Source organism: Rhodanobacter sp. C01, assembly GCF_002001045.1.
Classification (GTDB): Bacteria; Pseudomonadota; Gammaproteobacteria; order Xanthomonadales; family Rhodanobacteraceae; genus Rhodanobacter.
Map to the genome: position 1 here is coordinate 23,718 of NZ_MUNR01000008.1, position 24,893 is coordinate 48,610.

Here is a 24,893-nt window from a genome sequence, read left to right on the forward strand (position 1 = left end):
GACAGTCCGCGGAGCGTAGGAATTCCCATGAAAAAGTCAGGTGAAGGTGTATCGCTTGGCCCGGCGTGCCTCGAAAAATTCCGCCACTGCCCCTGCTCAACGGCTCACGAATTGCTCCACGCGATCAATCGTGTCCTGCAGGCCCGGAAGTACTTGCCCGATCAGTTCCTCATGCCGGCGCCATTTATCCGTGGCCGGTTCGGACACGGTATAGCGCGAAAGCGGTAGTGCACCCTCCAGTGGGCGATCCCAGTCGAGGCCGAGTGCCGTGCACAGCCGATTCGTTTCCCCGGCAGGATTCGCTAGGAAACTGTCATAGCGCACGACATGGCAGCATCCGGCAGGCAATGCGCCAAGATCGTCAAGCAGCGTGCGCATGGTGATATCCCACTGTGCTGCCACGATTTCCTGTACTGGCCGTCCCTTCAATTCGCGCCAGCCTGGCACCAGCAGCAGCGACCATGGAAGCCCGGTCCAGCCCGGAAGCTCCGAGTAGGTGCGAAAACGGCCCGATTGCCAGGCTTCGATCATGCTGCTCAGTGTCTGGCGTGGGTCGCGGTACAGATAGACGAATTGCGCTTCCGGGAAGATCTTCGCCAGCAACGGCACACGCAATGCGTTCTTCGGCGTTTTCTCCAGCATCCGCAGCGGCCACGCTGCCGGATGATGACCGTCCCGGTCATGCAGCTCGGCCAGGAAGCGCTGGCGCAACTCCTCGGGCAGCCCCGGCGTCGCCGCTGCCGCGTCGAGCCGGTTGGAGGCAAATTCGCGATGCGCCGGGTGCAATGCCGGGATGCCTTCGATCAGTGCATGGCTTTCCATGCCGGTGGTGAACAAGCCCGGTGCCTGCGCCAATGTCTCGAACAACAGGGTCGAGCCCGAACGCGGCGATGAAACGATGAACACCGGGCGATCGAATACCGGATCACGTCTGCTGCCGGCGGCGCGTGGCGCCGACACCGCAGGCTGCCGCGGTTCATAGGCAGGCAGGCTTTGTCCCTGCTCGGTGACGGCCATGTCCAGGATCATCGATCGCAGGACATGCATGACCTTCGCGCCGTTGATCACCCTGAGCTCGTCAGCAGTCTGCGCCATCGACTGCTCGAATGCATCCAGCTGCGCGCGGTAGGCCGGCCAGCCCGCGTGATCGGCGCCGTATTGCGCCCAGAGCGTCTTCCAGTTGGAAAGGAAGTGCGTTGCAATCTGTCGTGCCTGGTGAAGTTGCTCATGCGGTCGTACTTCGCCGAGCAGAAAGACGACATGTTCCTTCAGCTCCCATGGTGTCATCACCACAGGCACGTTGACCGACTCGTAGGTCAACGCGGGACGTTCATCGGATCTTGGGGACATGACTTCGGCGTGCCAGCCCGTGGCATCGGCATTCCCGGGCACGCGACCGCGACCGACCAGATTCCAGAAGCTCTCGCTGCCGACAGTATCCGCGACCAGGTGAATCCGCTCGTCATCGTCTGCATTGATCACCTGGTGATTGCGCCAGGTGTCAAAGATCCAGCATTCACCGGGCGCCATGTTGACCTCGGACTCGCCGCAAATGAACCTGACCGTCGGCTTGGTCTGGATCGGCACATGGACGCGCACGCGCTCCCGCCAGTAATAGCTGGCATCGGCATGTGGTGTGACCTCGGCGTGACCACTCAGCTTCATCAGGCGGGTGCGTCCCCATACCGCGCCGATCCGCTGCAGCACCTGGCTTAGATACGGGCATTGCTCAAGATAAGGGGTGGGCCGCATCGGGCCATTGATCGCATCGTTGTCCGGGTCGCCATTCACCGCGATCAGTGGCAGCGCGAAATTGCCGGGAAACTTCTGCGGATGTTCGCGCCAGCACGCTTCATCCAAAGCGTTTATCTCGGCAGACAGGCGATCTGCATCGAATTGCAGGGGCAACTGAACAAATGGAACTGCAAGCTTCACCGGGCCTCCCCTCAACTTCGTCGATAGACTTCGCTGCCTGCCGCACGGAATTCGGCGGCCTTTTCGATCATGCCTTCATCAATCACCGCGGACGCTTCCACACCGTGTTCGGCAGCATAGTCGCGTACGTCCTGGGTGATCTTCATCGAGCAGAACTTCGGACCGCACATGGAACAGAAGTGTGCACTCTTGTGCGCATCCTTGGGCAGCGTCTCGTCGTGGAATTCCCTGGCCTTCTCCGGATCGAGGCCGAGATTGAACTGGTCATCCCAACGGAACTCGAAGCGTGCCTTGGACAGCGCATTGTCGCGCACCTGCGCACCCGGATGGCCCTTGGCGAGATCCGCCGCATGCGCAGCGATCTTGTAGGCGATGATGCCGTCGCGCACGTCCTGCTTGTTTGGCAGGCCGAGGTGCTCCTTCGGCGTCACGTAGCAGAGCATGGCGGTGCCGAACCAGCCGATCATCGCCGCGCCGATCGCGCTGGTGATGTGATCGTAGCCCGGCGCGATATCGGTGGTCAGCGGCCCCAGCGTGTAGAACGGCGCTTCGCCGCACTTCTCCAGCTGACGATCCATGTTTTCCTTGATCAGGTGCATCGGCACATGGCCGGGACCTTCGATCATCACCTGCACGTCGTGTTTCCAGGCGATCTGGGTCAGCTCGCCCAAGATGTCGAGCTCACCGAACTGTGCCGCGTCGTTCGCGTCCGCGATGCAGCCCGGGCGCAGGCCATCGCCGAGGCTGAAGGACACGTCGTACGCCTTCATGATCTGGCAGATCTCCTCGAAGTGCGTGTAGAGGAAGTTCTCCCTGTGATGCGCCAGGCACCACTTGGCCATGATCGAGCCACCGCGCGAAACGATGCCGGTGACGCGCCTGGCGGTCAGCGGCACGAAGCGCAGCAGCACGCCGGCGTGGATGGTGAAGTAGTCCACGCCCTGCTCGGCCTGCTCGATCAAGGTATCGCGATAGATTTCCCAGGTGAGGTTCTCGGCCACGCCGTCGACCTTCTCCAGCGCCTGGTAGATCGGCACGGTGCCGATCGGCACCGGCGAGTTGCGGATGATCCATTCGCGCGTCTCGTGGATGTGCTTGCCGGTGGACAGGTCCATCACGTTGTCCGCGCCCCAGCGGATCGACCACACCAGCTTCTCCACTTCCTCGGCGATGCCCGAGCTCACCGCGCTGTTGCCGATATTCGCGTTGATCTTGGTGAGGAAGTTGCGACCGATGATCATCGGCTCGCTTTCCGGATGGTTGATGTTGGCCGGGATGATCGCGCGACCACGGGCCACTTCCTCGCGCACGAACTCGGGCGTGATCAGCTTGGGCAGCGCGGCGCCGAACGACTGGCCCGGATGCTGGTCGAGCAGCGCGCTGGCGTGCAGCGCCTCGATCTTCTGGTTCTCGCGGATCGCGATGTACTCCATCTCCGGCGTGATGATGCCGCGCCGGGCGTAATGCATCTGGGTGACGTTGGCGCCGGCCCTGGCACGACGCGGCACGCGGGTGGCGGTGAAGCGCAGCGGATCGAGCCCGGGATCAGCGGCACGCTTGCGTCCGAATTCGGAGCTGAGCCCGTCGAGCTGCTCGGTATCGCCGCGCTCGGCGATCCACGCGGCACGGTGTGCCGGCAAGCCGCTGGCCAAGTCGACGCTGTAATCCGGATCGGTGTACGGGCCGGAGGTGTCGTAAACGGTGATCGGAGGGTTCGTCTCGCCGCCGAACAAGGTCGGCGTCTGTGCCTGGCAGATTTCACGCAGCGGCACCTTCAGATCGGGCCGGCTGCCCTGCACATGGATCTTGCGCGAACCGGGGATCGGGCGAACAACGGCTTCGGAAAGTTCCTGCGCGGCACGCGCAAGGTCGGAGGGCTGGGCATTCATCGGCATACGTCCTTCGTGAGGCAACGGAACGAAGCGACGGCACCGGACGCACGAAGGCTGGGTTCGTGCGTCGAAGCTCCCTACACCGGTGCTAACCGGATCAGGTTCGAAGGGACTCTCTCAGCCGACTGTTGTCGGCACCCCCGCTTCAACCTGGCTATTCAAGCACGAAGCAGGGTGACTGGCGAGCACGATGGCTCAGTGTGGCCGATACGCGCGCAGGAACATCGTGACACCGGCACGCGCGGTGGCCTCGATTTCCTGGGCATAGCTTTCGGGGCAGTCGGTACAACCGAACATCTGGCGCATCATCAGGTTGCCCTTGATCAGGGTGAGGAACTGCACGCTTGCACGTGGCACGTCCTCGATCTCCAGCTGACCGGCATCGACCGCCTGCTGCAGCAGACGGTCCATCAGGCCATGCGTGCGCGTCGAGCCTTCCTCCCAGATCAGCCGGCCATAGCGCGGATTGCCCTGCCGGCAATCGCTGAGAATGGCGCGGAAGGTACCCACGGTTTCCGCATTGCAGTCCACACGGGCATGGGTCAACGCCACCCGCAGCAAGGTGTCGCGGATATCGGCACGCGGGTCGAAGGCGTAGGTTTCCTCCGGCAACAGATCTTCGATGCGCGAACGAATCACTTCGCGGAACAGGTTGTCCTTGTCGCCGAAATGGCTGTAGACGGTGAGCTTGGACACGCCAGCATCCGCCGCGATGGCGTCCATGCTGGTACCGGCAAACGCATTGCGGATGAACAATGCCTTGGCCGCGACCAGAATCGCTGCACGCTTTTCCATGTCCTTGGGGCGACCTGGGCCCTGCTGGGGTCTGATTTGCGCGCTGCTGCTCATGCCCGCACCTTCACAAATGAATAGCCAAGCTTTATTATACGAGACGGTTCAATTATTTTCCAGAACGTTACCCCGCTCCGTTCAGACAGACTGTTCCGCATGCCTGATGGTGTCGGGTGACGCCCGTCAACTCGATGCGATGACTTCCGGCACTACGTGGGTCGGCGCGCAACCGGCAGGCTTGGCAGCGTCCAGGTTTGTCATTGTGGGAACGGGCTCGAGCGCTTATCCTTTTTGACCTTTTTCGATCCGCACGGGACACGAGCAGATGGCGATGAACTTCGAGCAGGCGCGGCTGAACATGGTGGAAAACCAGGTGCGCCCCTGGGAGGTGCTGGACGCCCGCGTGCTGGACGTCCTCAGCCAGGTACGCCGTGAGGACTTCGTCGACGCCGCACATCGCCAACTGGCCTTTGCCGACCTGTGCCTGCCGCTGGGCCACGGCGAAGTGATGATGAAGCCGGTCGTGGAAGGTCGCGTACTGCAGGCACTTGAGCTGCTGCCCACCGATCGCGTGCTGGAAATCGGCACCGGCTCGGGTTTTCTCACCGCCTGCATGGCCACGCTGTCGGCGCAGGTGATCAGCATCGACATCCATGCCGATTTCACTGCAGCGGCAACGCAGCGGCTGCACGCGGCGAGCATTGGCAACACTACCCTGATCACCGGCGAAGCGGTCAACGCATGGCAGCCGGACGGGTTGTTCGACGCGCTGGTCGTGACGGGTGCGGTGTCCGAAATTCCGTCGCGCTGGCTGACCTGGCTCAAGCCCGGTGGTCGTGCGCTGATCGTGCACGGTCAATCGCCGGTGCAGCAGGCCACCTTGCTGACCCACGAAGGTGCGGGCCGTTACCGCGAGGAAGTCCTGTTCGAGACCGACCTGCCTTACCTGACCCACGCCGAACCGCCACCGCGGTTCGTCTTCTGACTACGCCCCCGACCATCCCCACGAGGCAACCCATGCGTTTGAAGCTGCTCACCCTGGCCCTGGCCCTGGCCGCCACGTCGTTGCCCAGCCATGGCGAGGATCTGCTCGATGCCTACCGTGATGCGCGCGCCAACGATCCGGTGCTGGCGCAGGCCGATGCCACCCGGCTTTCCACCGGCGAAGGCGTCGATCAGGCGCGTGCCTTGCTGCTGCCGCAGGTCTCGGCCGGATTGACCTTCAGCCAGACCAAGAGCGATGGCAGCCAGATCATCGAGGATCCGAACAACCCGGGCCAGACCATCAACAGCAGCGGGTTCGGCCATACCCGTACGCGCGACATCAGCGGCACGCTCAGCCAGAGCGTGCTCGACTTCAGCAAGTACGCCAACCTCAAGGCGGCCCACTCGGCTGCGGATGCACAGGACCAGACCTATCAGGCTGCGGTGCAGGACTTGTACGTACGCGTCACCACGGCCTATTTCACCGTGCTGACCGACGAGGACGAGCTGACCTTCGCCAAGGCCAATGAGGAGGCGTTCAAGCGGCAGTACGACCAGGCCGACCAGCAATACAAGGTCGGCATCGCGGCCGTGACCGGCTCCTATCAGGCCAAAGCCGCCTACGAGGCAGCCAAGGCACAGACGATCGCCGCACAGAACACCCTCGACAACGATCGCGAAGCATTGAGCCAGATCACCGGCAAGCCCACCGGCGAACTGAAGAAGCTGCGCAATGACCTGCCGCTCGACCCGCCCACGCCGGCCGACCCGGATGCGTGGGTGCAGACCGCGCTGGGATCCAACCCCAGCCTGCTCGCGCAACGAGACAATGTGGAGACCGCGGAACACAACATCAGTTCGGCACGTGCCGGCCATCTGCCGACCATCAGTGCGAACGTCAGCTACGGCAAGAGCGCGAGCTGGTACCAGAATGCCGACATCCACTCGAATACCCCCGCCTCGACCACGATCGGGCTGACCCTGAGCGTACCGATCTTCTCCGGCGGCCTCGTGCAGTCACAGGTGCGTCAGTCGATCTACAACCGCGACGCCGCCCAGGATTCGCTGGAATCCGAGCGTCGCCAGGTCAAGGCCAGCACGCTGAACTACTACCGCTCGGTGCTTGCCGGCATTGCCCAGGTGCAGTCCGGCAAGGCTTCGGTGCAGTCGGGCCAGGAGGCACTGGATGCCACCCGCGCCGGCTACTCGGTAGGTACCCAGACCATGACCGACGTACTGCTGGCGATCCAGACCCTCACTTCCTCGGAAAGCAGCTATTCGCAGGCCCGCCATCAGTTCGTCGTGAACGGGCTGCTGCTCAAGCAGGCCGCCGGCACCGCCGACTACAAGGACATCGAGGCGATCAACGCACTGCTGCAGTAAACCGCTGATCGCGAACGCCGCAAACAAGACGGCCGGGCTCATTGCCCGGCCGTCTTGTTTGCGGCTATTCCTGCAGAAGGGTATCGATCAGTTGCATGGTCCGCTGCACCGCGCCACGTTCGCGCTCGAACACGTGCTGCGCCGCCAGACCCATCCGCTCGCGCGTGGCGCCATCAAGCAACAGCTGCAGCACGTCAGGACCAAGTTGATTGCTGTCCGGCACACGCGCGGCACCTCCATGTTCGATCAGGAGGTGTGTGATCTCCTCGAAATTGAAGGTATGCGGCCCGACCAGTACCGGCACCGACAAGGCCGCCGGTTCCAGCACGTTGTGGCCGCCGATCGGCACCAGGCTGCCGCCGACGAAGGCCACATCGGCGGCAGCAAAGAACGGCATCAGTTGCCCCATCGCATCGATCACGAAAACCTGGCTCGACGGTGACGGGACGCCATGGGCGCTGCGCGTGGCGACTGCGAAGCCCAGGCTGCGCACGGCTTGCTCGACCACACGAAAACGCTCCGGATGACGTGGCGCCAGCAGCAGCAACGCATCAGGCAGTCGCTTGAGTACCTGCAGATGCGCCTCCAGCACGACCAGCTCCTCGCCTTCGTGCGTGCTGGCGGCCATCCATACCGGCCGCAGCGGTCCCCAGTGCCCGCGCATGGCGGCGCCATCCGCCACCGCCCCTTCGGGTATCGGCATGTCGAACTTCATGTTGCCGGTGACCACGATCTGTTGCGGGTCGGCACCGAGCAACCGGTAGCGGGCCGCATCCGTGCGCGACTGCGCGGCAATCTGGCGCACGCAGCGCAACGCCGAACGCGCCAGCGAGCGCAGCGGCCGATAGCCGCGCATCGAGCGCCCGGACAATCGCGCGTTGACGATCATCAACGGGATCCCGCGACGGCGACAGGCGAAATACAGGTTTGGCCAGATCTCGGTTTCCACGATCAATGCCAGCCGTGGCCGCACCTTTTTCAGGAAACGGCCCACCGAATACGGCAGGTCATATGGCAGATAGACATGGAACACGCTGTCGCCGAACAACTGATGCACTCGTGCGGTACCGGTCGGCGTGACGGTGGTGATCACCACCGGTGCATTCGGGTAATCCCGGCGCAGCGCCTTGATCAACGGTTCGGCCGCATTCACCTCGCCGACCGACACCGCGTGAACCCACAGGCTGCCACTGAAGCCTGGCGCCTGGAAAAATCCGAAGCGTTCCGGCCAGCGCCGATGGTACGGCCGTGAACGCACTCCGCGCGCAAGCAAGCGCAGCACCAGCAACGGTGTCACCAGGTACATCGCGAGTGTGTAGAGATAGCGCAACGGTCGACCCCTGCAGGCAACGCGGGAGTATAGCGACAGCCGCTCATCCGAGCCGGATCGGGTTCGGGCCGTTACAATGCCGACGATGCCCGGCATGTCCCGCCCCACCTTCACCCACTCACTGCTTGCGCCGCGCCACTGGCCGGCATGGCTGGGTGCGGCTGTCATCTGGCTGATTGCGCAACTGCCGCAGGCGGCACTCTTATGGCTGGGTCGTCGGCTTGGCGCCCTGGTGCTGCGGGTGCCTTCGGAACGGCGACATATCGCCGAAACGAATATCGCCCTGTGCTTTCCCGAACTCGACGCGGCCGCGCAGGCCGCGCTGGTCGACGCCAACCTGCGCGACATCGGCTTGATGCTGGTCGAATTTGCGCTGGGCTGGATGGGCAGCGACCGCCGCATGGCGCGCATCCCGACCCGCATCGAAGGACTGCAGCATCTGGAAGCGGCGCGTGCACAAGGCAAGGGTGTGCTGCTGGTCGGCGGCCACTTTTCGCACCTGGAGCTGTGCGCGCGACTCGTCTCGCAGCGCATCCGCATTTCCGGCATGTACCGCAAGATGGACTCGGCCGTGTTCGAGTGGACCGTACTGCGCGCACGACTGCATTACGCCGAGGCGATGTTCGACAAGGACGACATCCGCGGCACCGTGAAACATCTGCGCAACGGCGGCACGCTGTGGTACGCGCCGGACCAGGACATGCGCAGCAAGGACAGCGTGTTCGTGCCGTTCTTCGGCGTGCCGGCGGCCACCATCACCGCCACCCATCACCTGGCGCGGCTGTCCGGCGCGGTGGTGATCCCGTTCTTCCACCGCCGCCTGCCCGGAAACCAGGGCTATGCGCTGCGCCTGGGCGCGCCACTGACAGATTTTCCGAGCCCGGATGTGCTGACCGACACCGCCCGCGTCAATGCCTGCATCGAGCAGATGGTGCGCGAAGCGCCCGAGCAGTACCTGTGGGTGCACAAGCGGTTCAAGACGCGACCGCCGGATACGCCAGCGGTGTACTGAGCCCGACAGGCGGGCGAAAGGCGGCCGCGTGTGAAATGACGCCCGCCGTCCCATCAGCCTTGTCCGCCATGCCAATCCATTCCTGCCCGCGTCTGCCGTGCCGGCATCAGTCCGGGTGCGCATGCGCTTTCCGGCGACATGCATCCCTCCTGAGGCGGATAGCCGCATGAGCCGCGATCCAACGCCGCGGGCCGATGCCCTGCCGATCCTCACCTACCACAACATCGCGCGCGCACCGCGCGGGATCCGCCGCTGGCGCAGCCTGTATGTGAGCCCCGGCGCGTTTGCGCGGCAGCTGTGGCTACTGCGGCGATTCGGCTACACCGGGCTGTCCATGGCCGCCGCCATGCCGTATCTGCGCGGCGAGCGCAGTGGCCGCATCGCCGTGATCACCCTGGACGACGGCTATGCGGACAACCTCGACCATGCCTTGCCGCTCCTGCAGCAGCATGGTTTCAGCGCGACCTGCTACGTGGTCAGCGGCAGCATCGGCCAGTACAACCAGTGGGATGCAGAGCGGCTGGGCGTGCGCAAGCCGTTGATGTCGGTGGAGCAATTGCGTGATTGGCACCGCGGTGGCATGGAGATCGGCGCACATACCCGCAGCCACCCCCGCCTGACCCAATGCAGCGACGCACAACTGCGGGACGAGATCCACGGCAGCAAGGCCACGCTCGAGGATCACCTCGGCACACCGGTCACGCAATTCTGCTACCCGTACGGCGATGCCGACGATCGCGTGGCCGATATGGTGCGCGAAACAGGCTTTGCCGCGGCCACTACCACGGCGCGCGGTCGGGCCAGCGCCGGCATGGACCTGTGGCAGTTGCCGCGCGTGCAGATCGCACGCCACCACCTGCTGCCGCAATTCGCCATGCGCGTGATGTCGGGTTACGAGGATCGCCGCGCGTGAAACTGCTCTTTGTCGGCACCAATCCCGAGAATACCGGGGCCGCCAGCCACTTCGTCACCTTGGTACAAGCCATGGCCGAGGCCGGGCATGAGATCAGCGTCGTGACCTATCCCGACGGCATGATCTGGCAGGGATTGGCGCAGTCCGGCGTACGGCTGTACAAGGCGAAATTCCGCAATGTGTTCGACCTGCGCGGCCACGCCGCGGTCTTCAAGGCCGCGCGAGATCTGAAGCCCGACTGGCTAATCGGCAACTTCGGCAAGGAGTATTGGCCACTGATCCTGGCCGGATGGGTGCTGCGCGTGCCAGTCGCGCTGTTCCGGCATCGCACGCCGCCGATGAAGCAGCTTTCCGCCTGGCTGATCCCACGCCTTGCACAGCGGTTTCTGACCGTCTCGAAAAATGCCCGCCAAGCCTATCTGGACCGGGGCATTCCGGGTGATCTGGTACGGGTGCTCTACAACCCGGTGAACATGCAGCTGTGCCGGTTCGATCCGCAGCAACGCAGCGAAATCCGGCGTTCGCTCGGCCTGGACGAGGAAGCGATCGTGCTCGGCTATGCCGGACGCATCCACGGGCGCAAAGGTGTCTTTCCGCTGTTCGAAGCCGCCTCGGCGGCCATGGCCGTGGAACCCCGGCTGCATTGCGTGTGGGTAGGCGACGGCCCGGATGCCCCGACCCTGCGCGAGCGCGCCACTGCACATCCGACCTCAGCCCGGCATCATTTCCCGGGCTGGACCCACGACGTCCATCCGTATTACAGCGCGTTCTCCATGCTGGCCTTTCCATCGATCGCGACGGAAACCTTCGGCCGTGTCTCGATCGAGGCGCAGGCCGCCGGCATACCCGTACTGGGCAGCGATATCGGCGGGATTCCGGAGACGCTGGAAACGGGTGTGACCGGCCTGTTGCTGCCACCGGGCGACGTGGTCGCCTGGCGCGAGGCGATCCTGAGGCTGTGCGATCCGTCGCTCCGGAAGCCGATGGGCGCAGCTGCCCATGAATACGTGCAACAGCATTTCAGTACGCGCGTGATCGCCGACGAGTTCCGGCGGATCCTGGCCGAGGACTGACTCTTTGACGAATCAGTCAGTCCTTCCGCTGCTGCAGTTCGTACAATTTGGCGTATTTCAGGAACGCATAGAACGCGTGGATGCGGGCGGCGATGAAGCCGGCCCAGCCCGAGCGGTAATGTCCACGAAGCGCGTAATAGCGCAGGAAGGCCACCGCCGGATAGGCCACCATGCGCAAACGCAGCCAGGAGACCTTGCGCGGGGCCAGATCCGCCAGCTGCATGGTGGAATAACGATTGGCCTTTGCGACACGCCCCGCGATATCGGGCTCGCCAGCATGATCGATCACCACATCGAGCACACCGATCGAACCATCCACCAGCACCGACTCGTGGACCTGGTGATCGCTCATCCGCGCACGCTGTCGGTCGAACAGCCGCACGTAGTGATTGAGCCGGCTGTGCAATGATTGCCAGCGCCAGAACTGCCATTCACGCCGCCACAGCTGATAGCCCGCATGTGCCGGTGCCTGCAATGTCTGCTGCAGGATGGCGACACCGGCCGGCGCGAGCGACTCATCGGAGTCGAGCAACAGCACCCAGCGCTGGCTGGCCAGGTCGATTGCTGCCTGCTTCTGCGCGCTGTAGCCGGTAAACGGCTGGACATGGATATGCGCGCCGTAATGCGCGGCAATCGCCAGCGTGGCGTCGGTCGAACCCGAGTCCAGCACCACGATCTCGTCCGCCCATGCCACCGAGCGCAGGCAGGCATCGAGCGTGCCGGCGTTGTTCATCGTGGTCACCACGACCGACAACGGTTCACGCTGGCTCATCGTCATCCTCCACCACGTGCAGCGCGGCGCACCACAGCCCGAGCAGCCAGCCGAACAGCAGACCCCACCACGCCGAATAGAAGGCCAGATGAGTGTTCAACGGGAACAGCATCACGCCCAGCGCCAGTGTGGCCGGGAATGCGCGCGTGCGCGCCACCGGCCCGACCTGACGCCATGCGCGCCATGCCAACACGCCTCCAGCCAGCCACAAAAACAGGCCAAGCACACCGGTTTCGGTGAGTATCTCCAGCACCAGCTGATGCGGATGACAGGCACCCTCGCCGACACCGCACGACTCGGCGGTGAGGAAGTGATCATTGGCCGGCGCGTAGTGCGGATAGGCGTAACGGAAACCGCGCACACCGACGCCATTGATCGGGTGCGCCGCAATGATCTCCACGCTGGTGTGCCAGATATCCAGTCGGCCACTGAGTGCGGTATCGATGGACTGACCGGTGCCATGCAACGCAAGCAGGGTGCGATCCATCCGCAACTGGAATCGCGTGGAAGTTTTCCAGGCAATACCACCCGCAAGCGCCAACAGCAGCACACCGGCCACGCAGAATCCGGCAAAGCGCCATGCCGAGCGCGCCTCACGCCAGGCAAAGCCCAACGCCACGAGGGTGTAGCACAGCCATGCCGCGCGTGAACCGGCCAGCAGTACCGGCCCCAGCATCAGCAGGAAAGCCAGCAGCAGACCGGGCGCGCCCCAGCGCCGCCGCGCCGCCCACAGTGCAAACGGCGAGAGTACCGCCAGCGTCGGACCCAGCTTGAGATCGGTGGCGCCGAAGATGCCGGAAACACGCTCGGCCTCGGCATGCCCGCCCAGGCTCCAGCCAGTCAGTGCCTGTACCCAGGCATCGAGGGTCCACAACACCAGTACCAGTGCCACTGCGAGGTACAGCGCCTGCAACTTGCTGTCGCGGCGAATCGCGAAGCATGCATACAGGCCAAGCGGCACATAGCGCAGCAGGGCCACCACCGTGCCCCAGCTCTTGCCAGGCACGATCGAATCGAACGCGGAGAACAGTGCGGCGAGAATGTAGGCACCGAGCAGCCACAGCAGCAGGCGCGCGCCGGCATGCTGTTGCAAGGCCCGCGGATCCCGCGCAAACAACAGGATTACCCCGAGCAGGCACAGGAAGGTGCCCAGCTCGGAGCTGCGTCCCAACGGCAGCAGGGCCACCACCAGCCAATACGGCAGCAGCGGCGAACGCAGCGCCGCCTTGAGCGAGGTACCGAAAGAGTTCATGCGCGGATCGAGGTGGAGGCGATCACGCATTGTAGGCGAGCCGGATGGCCGCGGATTGCCGCTCAGTCGCCGGCGGTCACTTCATCGTACAAGGCCAGCGTGGCCTGCTGCATGTCGATCAGGCGATAGCTCTGCAACGGCGAAATCGACGGTGCCACCCGCAGCAACTCGGCGGCACGCTCCACCAGACGTTCGCGGTCCCCCGGGGGAACCCGACCGGCCGGATACAGTTCGGCCAGCAGTTCGCCCACGCCACCATGCGCGTAGCCGAGCACTGGCCGACACAACGACAACGCCTCGATCACGGTACGTCCGAACGACTCGGGCTTGTTCGACAGCTGCAGTACCAGCGCAGATACCGCATAAATATCGCGAACATCGTTGCGCGGTGGTGCCAGCACGACCTGCGTGGTCACCCCACGCATGCTGATCAGCTCGCGCAATTCCTTCACATAGGCCTCGCGGCCGGGCTCGATCACGCCCAGCAGCAACAGGCGCGCCTCGATCCCTCGCCGCTTCAGGTCGGCCAGCAGCTCGATCGCATCATGGTGACCCTTCAGGCGCGTGCCGCGTCCAGGCAGCGTCAGCAAGGGCGCGCCGGTCAAGGCGGGAAACTCCGCAAAAAATGCCTTCTTCCATGCGTCGTCAGGCCAATGCCCGTACGGGAATGCGTCGGGGTCGATGCCTCGCGGAATCACCCGCACCTTGGCTGGCTCCAGCCAACGATAATGACTGAGCACGTAGTCACGCACGGTCTGCGAGACTGCGATCACCCGCTCTCCACGCAACAGGATCGCGCTGTAATTTCCCGGCGAATTGAGTCCGTGCACGGTGGTGATGAAGTGTGGCCGCGGCGTCATCCCCTTCAACGCCCACCAGCCCATCCAGGCCGGCAGCCGCGAACGGGCATGCACAATGTCGGGCTTGAGCTCGCGCAACACCCGGCGCAATGCACCCAGACGGGTCAGCGTGCCCAGCGATTTGCGGCCGAGATCGAGCGTGACATGTTCACTGCCTTCAGCCAGCAACTGTGCGGTCAGCCGGCCACCGGCCGAGATCACCACCGAGCGGTGCCCGGCCTGCACGAGTGCCCGGGCAATTTCCAGCGCCGAACGCTCCGCACCACCCGAATGCAGTGCGGGGATCAGCTGGACTACAGTCAGCAGCCTGGCGGGAACGACAATGCTGGACATGAGCTCTGGACTGGCGGCTTTCATTCCTTGACGCAAGCAAAAACAATGCCGCCGGCCATCCGGATGAAGCCAGCCGATCAGTCGCGCAGGACGTATTGCGCGCCACAGTAGGCACAGGTTGACTCGCCGCCGTCATCGACGATCGGCAGGTACACCTTCGGATGCGAATTCCACAGTGCCATGCCCGGCATCGGGCAGGACAGCGGCAGGTCCTTGCGCGTCACTTCGTAACGATTTTCGGCATTTGCCGGTATCAGCGGCACCGCCGCGGAAAGGGGACCCGACATGGGCAAACTCCAGGCTGGATATCAGGCGTCGAATGGTAGCAGGCCGATGGCATTGCCTGCGCCCGGCAGCATTCCTGAAGGGGCTTTCGAGCGCTGCCTGCAACGCGTCGTGACAGATCCGGGCCAGCCATGATCACTTGGCCGAACGCTTTCAGCGCGCTGTCAGACGGAAACCCGAACCAGCCGAAGGACATAGCCCTTGCGGTCAATACAGATTGCGCTCCCCCAAGCCGAGAATCCCTGGGCGGTTTGCATCGGAACCGCCGGCCTCAAGGGGACACACTCATGGATTTCGGAAAAATCATCGAACGCGCCAAGGCCATCCTGACCACACCCCGGACGGAATGGCCGATCGCCGCCACCGAACCGGCCACGGTTGGCGGGTTGTATGGCGGCTACATCGCAATCCTCGCAGCACTGCCCGCCCTCGCCGCCTTCATCAAGGGCAGCCTGCTCGGCAGCAGCGCCTTCGGCATCACGGTACGCATGCCGATCGGCTACGGCATCGGCGAGATGCTGCTGCGCTACATCCTGACCCTGGTGCTCGCCTATGTGGTTGCCCTGATCATCAATGCCCTGGCGCCGACTTTCGGTGGTCAGAAGGACACCACGCAGGCACTGAAGACCGTCGCCTATGCATGGACCGCCTACTGGGTGGCCGGCATTGCCGTGATCGTGCCCTGGCTCGGCTGGCTGATCGCCATCCTCGGCGGCATCTACTCGATCTACCTGCTCTACCTGGGCCTCCCCCACACCATGAAGTGCCCGCCGGACAAGGCTGCTGGCTACACCGCCGTCAGCGTAATCATTGCGATCGTGCTCGGCTGGATCATCGGCATCATCCTCAGTTCGTTCTTTGCGGTTGGCGCGCTCGGCGGCGGCGCGATGAGTGGCATGCAGATCAGCGCCAGCGACGGCAGCAGCGTCAAGATCGACAGCAACAGCGCGCTGGGCGTACTCGCCGCGATGGGCCAGCGGGCCGAACAGGCTGGCAAGGAAATGGATGCTGCGCAGAAATCCGGCGACGCCCATGCGCAGCAGGCGGCGGTGGGCAAGATGATGGGCGCGATATCCGGTACCAACGGCACCGTCCAGGCACTCGCCCCGGACCAGATCAAGACTTTCCTGCCCGACAGTCTGGGCAGCCTCAAGCGGACCAGCATCTCGGCACAGCGCAACAACGCGATGGGCATGCAGGTGTCCGATGCCAGTGCCGAGTACGCCAGCGACAGCGGCCAGCACATCACGCTGGAAGTCACCGATACCGGCGGCGCGAAGGGTTTCGTGGCGATGGCCGCGGCGATGGCGCCGGAAGATGAGAAGGAAACCGACCATGGTTACGACAAGACCCACACCGTCGACGGCAACCTGGTGCACGAGGCGTGGGACACCCAGTCCAGATCCGGCGAGTACAGCGTGGTGCTCGGCCAACGCTTCACGGTCAAGGCAAGCGGAAACGCCGACAGCATCGATCAGCTGAAGCAGGCCGTGGCCAGCGTCGATCTCGGCAAACTGGAATCGATGAAGGATGCCGGCGTGAAATCCGACTGATCCATCGGTACGCACCCACAAAAAAACCGCGCCGGTGATGGCGCGGTTTTTTTGTGGGTGCGGGAGCTTACTTGTCCGCGTCAGCCTTCGGCACTTCGCCTTCGGTGGTGATGTGGATCGTGATCTCGTCACTGACGTTCGGCACATAGGCACCGATGCCGAAATCCTTCCGCTTCAGGGTCGCGGTGGCATCGAAGCCGATCGCCTGGGCCTTGGTCATCGGATGCGGACCCACCTTGTTCAGCGTGGCATCCAGCACGACCGGCTTGGTCACGCCATGCACGGTCAGGTCACCGGTGACCTTGAACTTGTGGCCGCCCAGCGGCTGCACCTTGGTGCTCTTGAAGGTCACCGTCGGGTACTTGTCGGCGTCGAAGAAATCGGCTTCCTTCAGGTGCTTGTCGAGCGCCGGCACGTGGGTATCGAGGTTGGCCAGCGGCAGGGTCACTTCCACGCTGGCCTGCGCCGGATGCTGCTCGTCGAACACCAGGGTGCCGTCACCCAGACCGAGGTTGGCGACGGGATTGGAATAGCCGAAGTGGTTCCAGCTGAACAGGACCATGGTGTGGCCCGGATCGAGCTTGTAGGTGACCGGTGCGGCCTGTGCCGATACAGCGGCGCCGAGCAGGCCGGCAAGTACGAGATATTTCAGTGCGCGCATGGCGGTGACTCCTTGTGGATGGGGATACAGCCTTAGCTTCATGGGATTTTTCAAGCGATCGTGCAGGCTTCGTCAAACGAGAGACGGGGGCTGCGCGGAAACAGATTACGGCTGGCATCGCCGTAACCGATATTGATCAGGAAATTGGATTTGACCGCGGTGCCGGCGAAGAACGCCGCATCCACCCCGCCCTGGTCGAAACCGGACATCGGGCCGCAATCGAGCCCGATCGCGCGTGCCGCCATCAAGACATAGGCGCCCTGCAGGGTCGCGTTGCGGAAGGCGGTGGTATCGATCAGCGGCTGGTTGCCGACGAACCAGCTGCGTGCATCGGCGTGCGGGAAAAGTTTCGGCAGATGCTCGTAGAATTCATGGTCGGTGGCCACGATCGCGGTCACCGGTGCCTCCATGGTCTTGGCGCGGTTGGCTTCGGACAGGAACGGTGCCAGTTTCGCCTTGGCCTCCTTCGACTTCACGAACACCACCCGCATCGGCGAGGCGTTGGCGCTGGTCGGGCCGAACTTGGCCAGCTCATAGAGCTGATGCAGCTGCTCGTCACTCACTTCTTTCAGCAGCCACGCATTGAACGTGCGGGCGTTGCGGAACAACTGGTCGAGGGCGGCCTCGGAAAGCAACTCGCTCATGGGTATCCTCTGCGGAAAGACGCGCCGGCATGACGCTACAGCCTGCAAGTGTATAGCTGCCCGCGCACCAGCAGATCACGATCTGAGGAACGTACTGTGTTGATCAGGGAAACAATGCCACGCCGCCCGCGCCGATGCTGAAGCTTCAGGGCGAGTGCTGGGTGATCACCGACACGGCTGCCGGCAATCAGCGTCAGGCGCTGGCACTGGCCGAACAGCTGCGGATGCCGTTCCGCCATCTGGTCCTGGAGCCGCGTGCACCATGGTCATGGCTGGCACCGCGGCTGACTACGGGCGGCCGGCTGGCGCTATCTGCGAGCCAGCGCCCCCTGTTTGCACCACCCTGGCCGCAAGTGGCGATCGGTTGCGGTCGCGCCGCCGCCCTGTTCACCCGCCTGCTGCGCCCCCTGTCCGATGGTCAGTGCCACACGGTGCAGATCCTCGACCCGCGCATCGACCCGGCGCACTGGGGCACGGTAATCGCGCCGCGGCACGACCGCGTCGCCGGCCCCAATGTGTTGCAACCACTCGGCTCGCTCAATTCGGTGGATGACGCATGGCTGGCCGACGGCAGGGAATCCTGCCCGCAGTTTGCAGAACTGCCGCAGCCGCGCGTCGGCGTGCTGCTGGGTGGTTCGCGCAAGGGCATCGCACTGGATGCGGACTACGCCCAGCAACTGACCGCCCGTCTGCTGGAGCGCCAGCAACGCGAAGGCGGCAGCCTGCTGGTATTGGCCTCGCGACGCACGTCGGCCGCCCTGATCGAAACCTTCCGTCATGCGCTGAACGGCTTGCCGGGACTAGTCTGGGCGGGTCGCGACGATGGCCGCAACCCCTATCCCGGCGTACTTGGCTGGGCCGACCGACTGGTCGTTACGCCCGATTCGGTGAACATGCTCAGTGAGGCCTGCGCGGTTGGCTGTCCGGTGCAGACCTTCATCACCAGCGCGTTAACGGCGAAGATCGAACGGTTTCATCGCGCGTTGCGCGAGGCCGGGCTGCTGCAGGATCTCGATGCTCCTTCGCCTGCGGAACACAGGCCACCCCTGCGCGAAACCGCAGCGATTGCGATCGAGCTGCGCGAACGGATCCGGCACCGGCAAGACCACGCGTAACTCAAGAGGCAATCGACCTCAGGACGCTTCGTGCACCCAGCGCAACCGCTCTGCGGCGATCAGTGCGTCGAGTTGCGGCGCGAACGGGTTGTCCAGAATTTCCGCCGGCAGCAGGGTGGTGGCAACCAACCCGACACAGGTGTTGCGTCCGTCCTGCTTGGCCCGGTACAGGGCCAGGTCGGCCAGTTCGAGCGCAGCGTCGAAGGCCCCACAATCGGCCTGCATCACGAGTGGATGCAGGCTGAAACCGATCGAGCAGGTCAACCGGATCGTGCCGCCACGGCCGTCCATGAAATCCTGCGCAGCGATGTCCCGTCGCAGGCGCTCGGCAATGTTCAGCGCACCGGCGACATCGATGCCTGGCAGCAGCAACAGAAACTCCTCACCGCCCCAGCGCACGGTGATGTCGCTGCTGCGCCGAGCCAGCAGCAGCAGACGACCCAGCGCACGCAATACGGCATCACCCGTCGCATGGCCGTAGCTGTCGTTGACCTGCTTGAAATAATCGATATCGATCTGCAGCACGCCGATGTTTTCGTTGGCTGCCAGCAACCCGGGCAATCGCCACAGCAGGTAGCGGCGATTGTGCAGTGTGGTCAAGGCATCGGTGTGGCTTTCCTCGGCAAGCGCAAGATTGGCCACGCGCAGGCGTTCGACCGCACGGGCAAGCTGCGCGGTGCGCCGTGCGACCTGCGCCTCCAGCCGCGCATTGTGGCGGCGTTGCCTGCGCAGGCTCCATGCGATCAACAGGATCACCACCAGACCCGACAGCAGGATCACCGCAGCGCGCACCAGCACGCGTTCGTACCAGTGCGGCTCGACCCGGATCGCCAGATCCGCCTCCTGGCCGAAGGTCGGAGCACCGGACAGCGACACGGCGACACGGAAGCGGTATTTGCCGGGGGGAAGGTGCGTGTAGAACGCGACGCGCCTGGCACCCGCGTCCTGCCAGTCCGCGTCATAACCTTCCAGCTGGTAGCGGAAACGCAAGTCCCCCACGCGCAGATAGGGTGCGGTGTAATGGATGGCCAAGTCACGTGCGCCCTGGCTCAGGTCGAACGATTCAGTCGGAAACTGATGGCCTTCATGTTCGATGGATTCGATCTTCGCGTCGGGCGACTTCGGTTGGGCGAGCAGGACTCTTGTATCCACCCCGAGCGCACCATCCGTGGTGCTGAACCAGATGACATCGCCCACGACCAGACTGCGCGCGCTGGCTCCACCATTGCAGCAATGCGCATTGTGCAGGCTGGTGGTACGTGCCTCCCCGGCGAGCAGCTGCGGCACGACCTGCCGTACCGGCGAACCCGGCAGCGGCAGCTGCGCCAGCGGCAGCCGCCACGCCCCGGCAATCGAGCCGACGTAAAGCTCCTCGTCGAGCACGTCGAGCGTCCACGCATTGTCGCTTGGCAACCCATCCTTCTGGGTGGTCATGCGCAATTGTCCGTTGCGCATGATTCCAATGCCGGCATCGGTGGTGGCAATGCCAAGCAAGTCCGGACCCAGCATCACCACACGGGAAACGAAGTGCCCGCGCAGCGGCTCGGCCCACGCGGGCTGCGTCAGGCTGCCACCGCGCCACTCGCGCACGCCATCCTCGGTACCCAGATACAGATGGTCCGGTCCCAGCGGAAGGATCGAGCGAATGATCGCCGCCGCGGCCGAGGCGCCGGGATCGGCACGATCGAGGATGCCCGCATGCCAGTGATACAGACCACCGGTAGTGCCGATCCAGAAGTCGTCATCGGCCGTTTCGCGAACATCGTTGATCTGCAAGCTGGCCAGTGCAGACAAGGCTGGCGGGGTGACGTCCTTGCCGTGGTCGAAAACCGCGATACCCGCACGGGTACCGACCCACAACCGGGCATGCTGGTCGTAATACAAATCGTAGGCGGAAGGGTTCGGCAACACGTTGCCCGCTATCCAGGGTTGTACACGCCGGCCGTCGAAGGTTTCGATATCGGCATTGGTGCCGAACACGATCCTGCCATCCGGTGCGCGCACGATGCTCCACACCAGTGAATCAGCCAGCCCGTCACGTGCCGACACCCGGCGTGTCCAGCCATTCCAGATCCGGTACAGACCGTTGATGTGGGTGCCCATCCACAGATTGCCCGCGCGATCCTCATGCAGTGCCTGGACCCAGGGGTGGTGTGCGATGTCGTTATCGGTCGCCTGCTCCAGGACCTCGCCGGGCAGCAGCCGATACAGCCCGGGCACCGTGCCGATCCACAACACGTCGTCGCGATCGGTCAACAGGCTTTCGATCGAGGTGTTGTCGAGGTCGGAACCAAGCCCGGCGGAGATGATGCGGTTACCGGCCAGACGCATCAGCCCGATGCGCGTGCCCAACCACAAGCTGCCCCGACTGGTCGCCATCTGGGTGATCGCCACCGACTGCCGGCCCGCGGAGTCTTGCGAAACGCAGGTCACGTTCGGCGAATCCAGTGTGGCCGTGAGGCGGCATACGCGTCCCAGGCCACCGATCCATAACGCATCACCCTCACGCAGCAGGGTGTAGGCCGGGCCGTTGTAACCGGGAACCGGAATGATCCGGCCATCACGCACCCGTGCCAGGCCGCGCGAGGTGGCCAGCAACGGAGTGCCATCACCCGCATCGACGATCGCGTTGACTGCCTCGCCGCCCAGTGCGGTGAAATGATCCTGCTCTTCGCGCAGCAGGCCGCGCGCACCACCGAACCAGACCTGGCCGAGCGGATCCGCCCAGACCGCGGTGAGCATGCTGGTGTCGATCCCGGTGCCTGCCCGGTCGAACACGACGAACTGCGCGCCATCGAAACGCGCCACGGCAGCCTGGGTATTGATCCAGAGAAAGCCGGCACGGTCCTGGGCGATGCCGAGGACGGTGATCTGCGGCAGGCCCTGTTCGACGCTCCAGTGGTCGGTGACGAAGGCGTGGATCGGAATCTGCGGACTTAACGCGACGGCGGACCGCATACCGGATATGCAGATCGAAACCGCGAACAGGACCGCGTACAACGCACGTGCCATGCGCCCCCTTCTGCCGGCAAGGTCGCCTCCCCCTGGATGACGTCGCCGGCCTGTTGCGATCTTGCCCTGTCGGCAAGGTGACAACAAGCGTTGCCACACTTGAGTCCTTAGCATTCATGATGCAAGGGCCTCACGCAATAACCTGCAGCCCATCGGCTTGCCTCGATGGTGCGCGGCCACGCACTCATGCAACGAGACCGGTTACATCGGGCTGCCGGATGCGCCGAATGCAAAACCCAGCGCATCGGTGACTTCGCGTACGCCGGCACACAACTGCTCAAGCTCCGCATCGCGCAGTGCGATGCGCGAGCGCAGGTCGAGTGTGCAGGCGAGCGAGCGCTGCAGCAGATCGGCATGCGCCACGGTCAGGATCGCGGCCTGCCTGGCATCGAGCAATGCGGCAGCACGGCAGGCCTCGATCAAGCCGGCATTGGCGGTGGCGCCAAGCAGCCCGGGATGCTTCGACGCGTGCGCCAGCACCAGCCCCTGCAGCGCGAACTCGATATCGAGCAGGCCGCCGTGGCCTTGCTTGAGATCGAGCTGGCGTTCGTCGGAACGATCACGTTCGGCCCGCCAGCGCGAACGCATGCTGCTCACCTCCGCCAGCACCGCGGCGCGCGCACGCGGCACCGCGAGAATTTCGCGACGTACTTCCGCCAGTTCGAGGTGGAGTAACGCGTCGCCGGCCACCGGGCGCGCGCGCAGCAACGCCTGATGTTCCCATGTCCACGCACGACTCTTCTGGTAGGCCGCGAAAGCGTCGAGGCTGCTGACCAGCAGGCCCTTGGAGCCGTCCGGACGCAGTCGCGCGTCGACCTCGTACAGACGACCACCGCGGGTCAGCACGGTGAGCCAGTTCATCACACGCTGTGCCAGCCGCTGATACCAGCGCGAACCCTCGATCGGTCGATGACCATCGCTCATCGCCTGTGCGCGGCGACCGTCGTAGACGAACACCAGATCCAGATCCGAAGCGAAACCCAGTTCCTCGCCACCCAGGCTGCCGTAACCGAGCACGGAAAAGCCTGAACCCGTACCGGGCAGCCGGCCGTGCTGTGCGACCAGCTCGCGCTCGGCCAGCGCCAGCACGGCACCCACCACCGACTCGGCCAGGGCGGCAAGGCGACGCGCAGTAGCGACCGCGTCGGCACGGCCATCGTTGAAGGCCAGCCCGAGCCGGAACGCAGTGGAGGCCTTGAACTCGTTGATCCGATCGAGCTCCGCTTCGGCCTCGCGCTCGTCCAGTGTGGTCAGTACGCGGGCGATTTCGGCGGCGATGTCGGCACGCTTGAACGGCAGATGATCGATGCGCGGATCGAGCACGTCATCCAGCAACAACGGCTGTGCGATCACGCGTTCGGCCAGGAACGCGCTGTCGCCGAACAGGCGTACCAGCCGCTTGCGTGCGGCCGGCTGCTCCTCCAGCAGGGCCAGATAGGAGGATCGCCGCGCCACGGCTTGCATCAGGCGGCACAGTCGCAGCAGGCATGGCACCGCGGCGGCACTGTCGCGGGCCACACCGAGAAGCTGCGGCATCAGGTGATCCAGCCGTTCGCGCGAGCGCGCCGACATTGCGCGTACCGCGGCGGCCTGCGGCAACTTCAGCAACGCCTCGGCAAGTTCAGCGCCGGGCACGAAACCGGAGGCTTCCAGCGCAGCTGCGTCGAGGGACTCATCGCAGGCACGTTGCCACAGCACCTGATCAGCAGCCGGCACGCTGGCGGCACGACCGCCCTGCGGCATCAGTACGGCAGCAAATTCCTCGCTGACGATACTGCGGTGGGTGGCCAGCGCGGTATTCAGCGTGTCCCAGTCCGGATAGTCGAGGCTCAGCGCGATGCGCTCACGGCTGAGTGCGTCGTCGGGAATGTCATGCGTCTGCGCGTCGCGCAGCATCTGCACGCGGTTCTCCACCCGACGCAGCAGTACATAGGCCTCACGCAACATGCGCGCGCGCGCGGCGCCGATGTGTCCGCGCGCCTCGCACGCAGTCAGCGCCGGCAACAGGCCGCGCACGCGCAGGCTGGGTTCGCGGCCACCGCGGATCAACTGGGTCAGCTGCACAATGAACTCGATCTCGCGGATACCGCCGGGACCGAGCTTGAGGTTGTCGGCCAGGTCCTTGCGCACGACTTCCGCATCGATCAGCGCCTTCATCTCGCGCAGGCCGGCGAATGCGGTGTAATCGAGGTACTTGCGATAGACGAACGGCCGCAACAGCTCCTGCAGCTGCTTGCCGGCAGCGGTATCACCGGCCACCGGGCGTGCCTTGATCCATGCATAGCGCTCCCAGTCACGCCCCTCGCTCTGGTAGTACTGCTCCATCGCGGCGAATGACAGCGCCAGCCGTCCCGCATTGCCGAACGGACGCAGGCGCAGGTCGACCCGGGCACAGATACCGTCCACGGTCGGCTCGTTCAGCAGACGCACCAGCTGGCGACCGAGCCGGATGAAATATTCGCTGTTGTCGAGCGGACGGGCGCCATCGGTCTGGCCCGCGTGCGGATAGGTCAGCACCAGGTCGATGTCGGAGGAAAAATTCAGTTCACTGCCACCGAGTTTGCCGAAACCGATCACCAGCAGGCGCTGCCGCGCGCCATCGGGCGTACGGCTGTGGCCGTAGCGCGTTGCCAGCGCGTGCTCGGACCAGTCCAGCGCCACGCCCAGCAGTGCCTCGTACAACACGCTGGTGGCCGACAGTGTTTCGGGCAGTTCGTCCAGGCCGTTGACGTCGCGGAACACCAGCCGCAGCGCCTCGGCATGACGGAAGCGCCGCAGGGCCTGCATGCAGGCGGCTTCGTCGCCGGGCAGTTTCAGCGCGTCGATGCGAGCCCCGGCATCACTGCCGGAGCGCAATCGCTCCAGCCCCTGTGGCGCCAGCAGTTGCGGTTGGCGGCACCACACGTCAAAGGCGAAGTCGCTGGCCAGCAGGGTCCGCCGGATCCGTTCGGCAACGCCGGCGTCATCGTGCAACGGCACACCGGCAGCACGACAACGGGCGACAAGGTCGCCATAGCGATCGTCGATCAGCGCACGCAGCGCGGCGGATTCATGGACAGGCATCGGAGCATTGTGCCGCAGTGCGGCAAAGG

At 64.5% G+C, this 24,893-nt stretch carries 19 protein-coding genes and 1 riboswitch; of the genes, 7 read left to right on the forward strand and 12 right to left on the reverse strand.

Going from position 1 to position 24,893, the window contains the following annotated elements; translation table 11 throughout:
- Window positions 1-96: 96 nt before the first annotated feature.
- From B0E50_RS04705 to B0E50_RS04715, 3 genes are all read right to left on the reverse strand, one after another.
- The gene (locus B0E50_RS04705; protein WP_139350749.1) at window positions 97-1,935 is read right to left on the reverse strand and encodes a sulfotransferase; all 1,839 of its coding nucleotides are present in this window, start codon (window positions 1,933-1,935) and stop codon (window positions 97-99) included.
- An 11-nt stretch (window positions 1,936-1,946) separates the two neighbouring features.
- Window positions 1,947-3,824: a phosphomethylpyrimidine synthase ThiC gene (gene thiC / locus B0E50_RS04710; protein WP_077440274.1), complete on the reverse strand. Its 1,878-nt coding sequence runs from the start codon at window positions 3,822-3,824 to the stop codon at window positions 1,947-1,949.
- Window positions 3,825-3,884: 60 nt separating this feature from the next.
- A riboswitch (TPP riboswitch) is annotated at window positions 3,885-3,979 on the reverse strand.
- A 43-nt stretch (window positions 3,980-4,022) separates the two neighbouring features.
- A complete protein-coding gene (locus B0E50_RS04715) occupies window positions 4,023-4,676 on the reverse strand; it encodes a TetR/AcrR family transcriptional regulator (protein ID WP_077440042.1) in 654 nt (217 codons plus the stop codon).
- Between the two features lie 268 nt (window positions 4,677-4,944).
- Between B0E50_RS04715 and B0E50_RS04720 the strand changes: the two genes are divergently transcribed.
- Window positions 4,945-5,604 (forward strand): protein-L-isoaspartate O-methyltransferase, encoded by a 660-nt coding sequence (locus B0E50_RS04720; protein WP_077440043.1) that lies wholly within the window; start codon window positions 4,945-4,947, stop codon window positions 5,602-5,604.
- Between the two features lie 32 nt (window positions 5,605-5,636).
- Window positions 5,637-6,986, forward strand: coding sequence for a TolC family outer membrane protein (locus B0E50_RS04725; protein WP_077440044.1), 1,350 nt, complete (start codon window positions 5,637-5,639; stop codon window positions 6,984-6,986).
- Between the two features lie 64 nt (window positions 6,987-7,050).
- Here the strand turns inward: B0E50_RS04725 and waaA are convergent, their stop codons facing one another.
- The gene (gene waaA / locus B0E50_RS04730) at window positions 7,051-8,316 is read right to left on the reverse strand and encodes a lipid IV(A) 3-deoxy-D-manno-octulosonic acid transferase (RefSeq protein WP_077440045.1); all 1,266 of its coding nucleotides are present in this window, start codon (window positions 8,314-8,316) and stop codon (window positions 7,051-7,053) included.
- Window positions 8,317-8,410: 94 nt separating this feature from the next.
- Between waaA and lpxL the strand changes: the two genes are divergently transcribed.
- The 3 genes from lpxL to B0E50_RS04745 all read left to right on the forward strand — a co-directional run bounded on the left by lpxL (window position 8,411) and on the right by B0E50_RS04745 (window position 11,314).
- Window positions 8,411-9,328, forward strand: coding sequence for an LpxL/LpxP family Kdo(2)-lipid IV(A) lauroyl/palmitoleoyl acyltransferase (gene lpxL / locus B0E50_RS04735; protein ID WP_254427181.1), 918 nt, complete (start codon window positions 8,411-8,413; stop codon window positions 9,326-9,328).
- Window positions 9,329-9,494: 166 nt separating this feature from the next.
- Window positions 9,495-10,241 carry a polysaccharide deacetylase family protein gene (locus tag B0E50_RS04740; protein ID WP_077440047.1) on the forward strand — a complete coding sequence of 249 codons (747 nt, stop codon included), beginning with the start codon at window positions 9,495-9,497 and terminating at the stop codon, window positions 10,239-10,241.
- Window positions 10,238-11,314 (forward strand): glycosyltransferase family 4 protein, encoded by a 1,077-nt coding sequence (locus tag B0E50_RS04745; protein ID WP_077440048.1) that lies wholly within the window; start codon window positions 10,238-10,240, stop codon window positions 11,312-11,314. The genes B0E50_RS04740 and B0E50_RS04745 overlap by 4 nt, the downstream gene beginning before the upstream one ends.
- A gap of 16 nt (window positions 11,315-11,330) precedes the next feature.
- Here the strand turns inward: B0E50_RS04745 and B0E50_RS04750 are convergent, their stop codons facing one another.
- The 4 genes from B0E50_RS04750 to B0E50_RS04765 all read right to left on the reverse strand — a co-directional run bounded on the left by B0E50_RS04750 (window position 11,331) and on the right by B0E50_RS04765 (window position 14,818).
- Window positions 11,331-12,092: a glycosyltransferase family 2 protein gene (locus B0E50_RS04750; protein ID WP_077440049.1), complete on the reverse strand. Its 762-nt coding sequence runs from the start codon at window positions 12,090-12,092 to the stop codon at window positions 11,331-11,333.
- Entirely contained in the window at window positions 12,073-13,338 is a 1,266-nt protein-coding gene (locus B0E50_RS04755; RefSeq protein WP_077440275.1) for an O-antigen ligase family protein, read from the reverse strand. The genes B0E50_RS04750 and B0E50_RS04755 overlap by 20 nt, the downstream gene beginning before the upstream one ends.
- A gap of 62 nt (window positions 13,339-13,400) precedes the next feature.
- A complete protein-coding gene (locus B0E50_RS04760; RefSeq protein WP_077440050.1) occupies window positions 13,401-14,531 on the reverse strand; it encodes a glycosyltransferase in 1,131 nt (376 codons plus the stop codon).
- Window positions 14,532-14,608: 77 nt separating this feature from the next.
- On the reverse strand, window positions 14,609-14,818 hold the full coding sequence (locus B0E50_RS04765; RefSeq protein ID WP_077440051.1) for a zinc-finger domain-containing protein: 210 nt from the start codon (window positions 14,816-14,818) through the stop codon (window positions 14,609-14,611).
- A 285-nt stretch (window positions 14,819-15,103) separates the two neighbouring features.
- Here B0E50_RS04765 and B0E50_RS04770 point away from each other — a divergent pair, with 285 nt between their 5' ends.
- Window positions 15,104-16,369 carry a Yip1 family protein gene (locus B0E50_RS04770; protein WP_077440052.1) on the forward strand — a complete coding sequence of 422 codons (1,266 nt, stop codon included), beginning with the start codon at window positions 15,104-15,106 and terminating at the stop codon, window positions 16,367-16,369.
- Between the two features lie 67 nt (window positions 16,370-16,436).
- On the opposite strand, the gene B0E50_RS04775 is transcribed toward B0E50_RS04770, so the two are convergent.
- Both B0E50_RS04775 and B0E50_RS04780 read right to left on the reverse strand, forming a co-directional pair.
- Window positions 16,437-17,030: a YceI family protein gene (locus B0E50_RS04775; protein WP_077440053.1), complete on the reverse strand. Its 594-nt coding sequence runs from the start codon at window positions 17,028-17,030 to the stop codon at window positions 16,437-16,439.
- Window positions 17,031-17,080: 50 nt separating this feature from the next.
- A complete protein-coding gene (locus tag B0E50_RS04780) occupies window positions 17,081-17,674 on the reverse strand; it encodes a malonic semialdehyde reductase (protein ID WP_077440054.1) in 594 nt (197 codons plus the stop codon).
- Window positions 17,675-17,808: 134 nt separating this feature from the next.
- On the opposite strand from B0E50_RS04780, the gene B0E50_RS04785 reads away from it, so the two are divergent.
- Window positions 17,809-18,789 (forward strand): mitochondrial fission ELM1 family protein, encoded by a 981-nt coding sequence (locus tag B0E50_RS04785; RefSeq protein WP_077440055.1) that lies wholly within the window; start codon window positions 17,809-17,811, stop codon window positions 18,787-18,789.
- An 18-nt stretch (window positions 18,790-18,807) separates the two neighbouring features.
- Here the strand turns inward: B0E50_RS04785 and B0E50_RS04790 are convergent, their stop codons facing one another.
- Window positions 18,808-21,801: a ligand-binding sensor domain-containing diguanylate cyclase gene (locus B0E50_RS04790; protein WP_139350750.1), complete on the reverse strand. Its 2,994-nt coding sequence runs from the start codon at window positions 21,799-21,801 to the stop codon at window positions 18,808-18,810.
- A 201-nt stretch (window positions 21,802-22,002) separates the two neighbouring features.
- Window positions 22,003-24,864, reverse strand: a complete 2,862-nt coding sequence (gene glnE / locus B0E50_RS04795) for a bifunctional [glutamate--ammonia ligase]-adenylyl-L-tyrosine phosphorylase/[glutamate--ammonia-ligase] adenylyltransferase (protein ID WP_077440057.1) — start codon at window positions 24,862-24,864, stop codon at window positions 22,003-22,005.
- Window positions 24,865-24,893 lie beyond the last annotated feature (29 nt).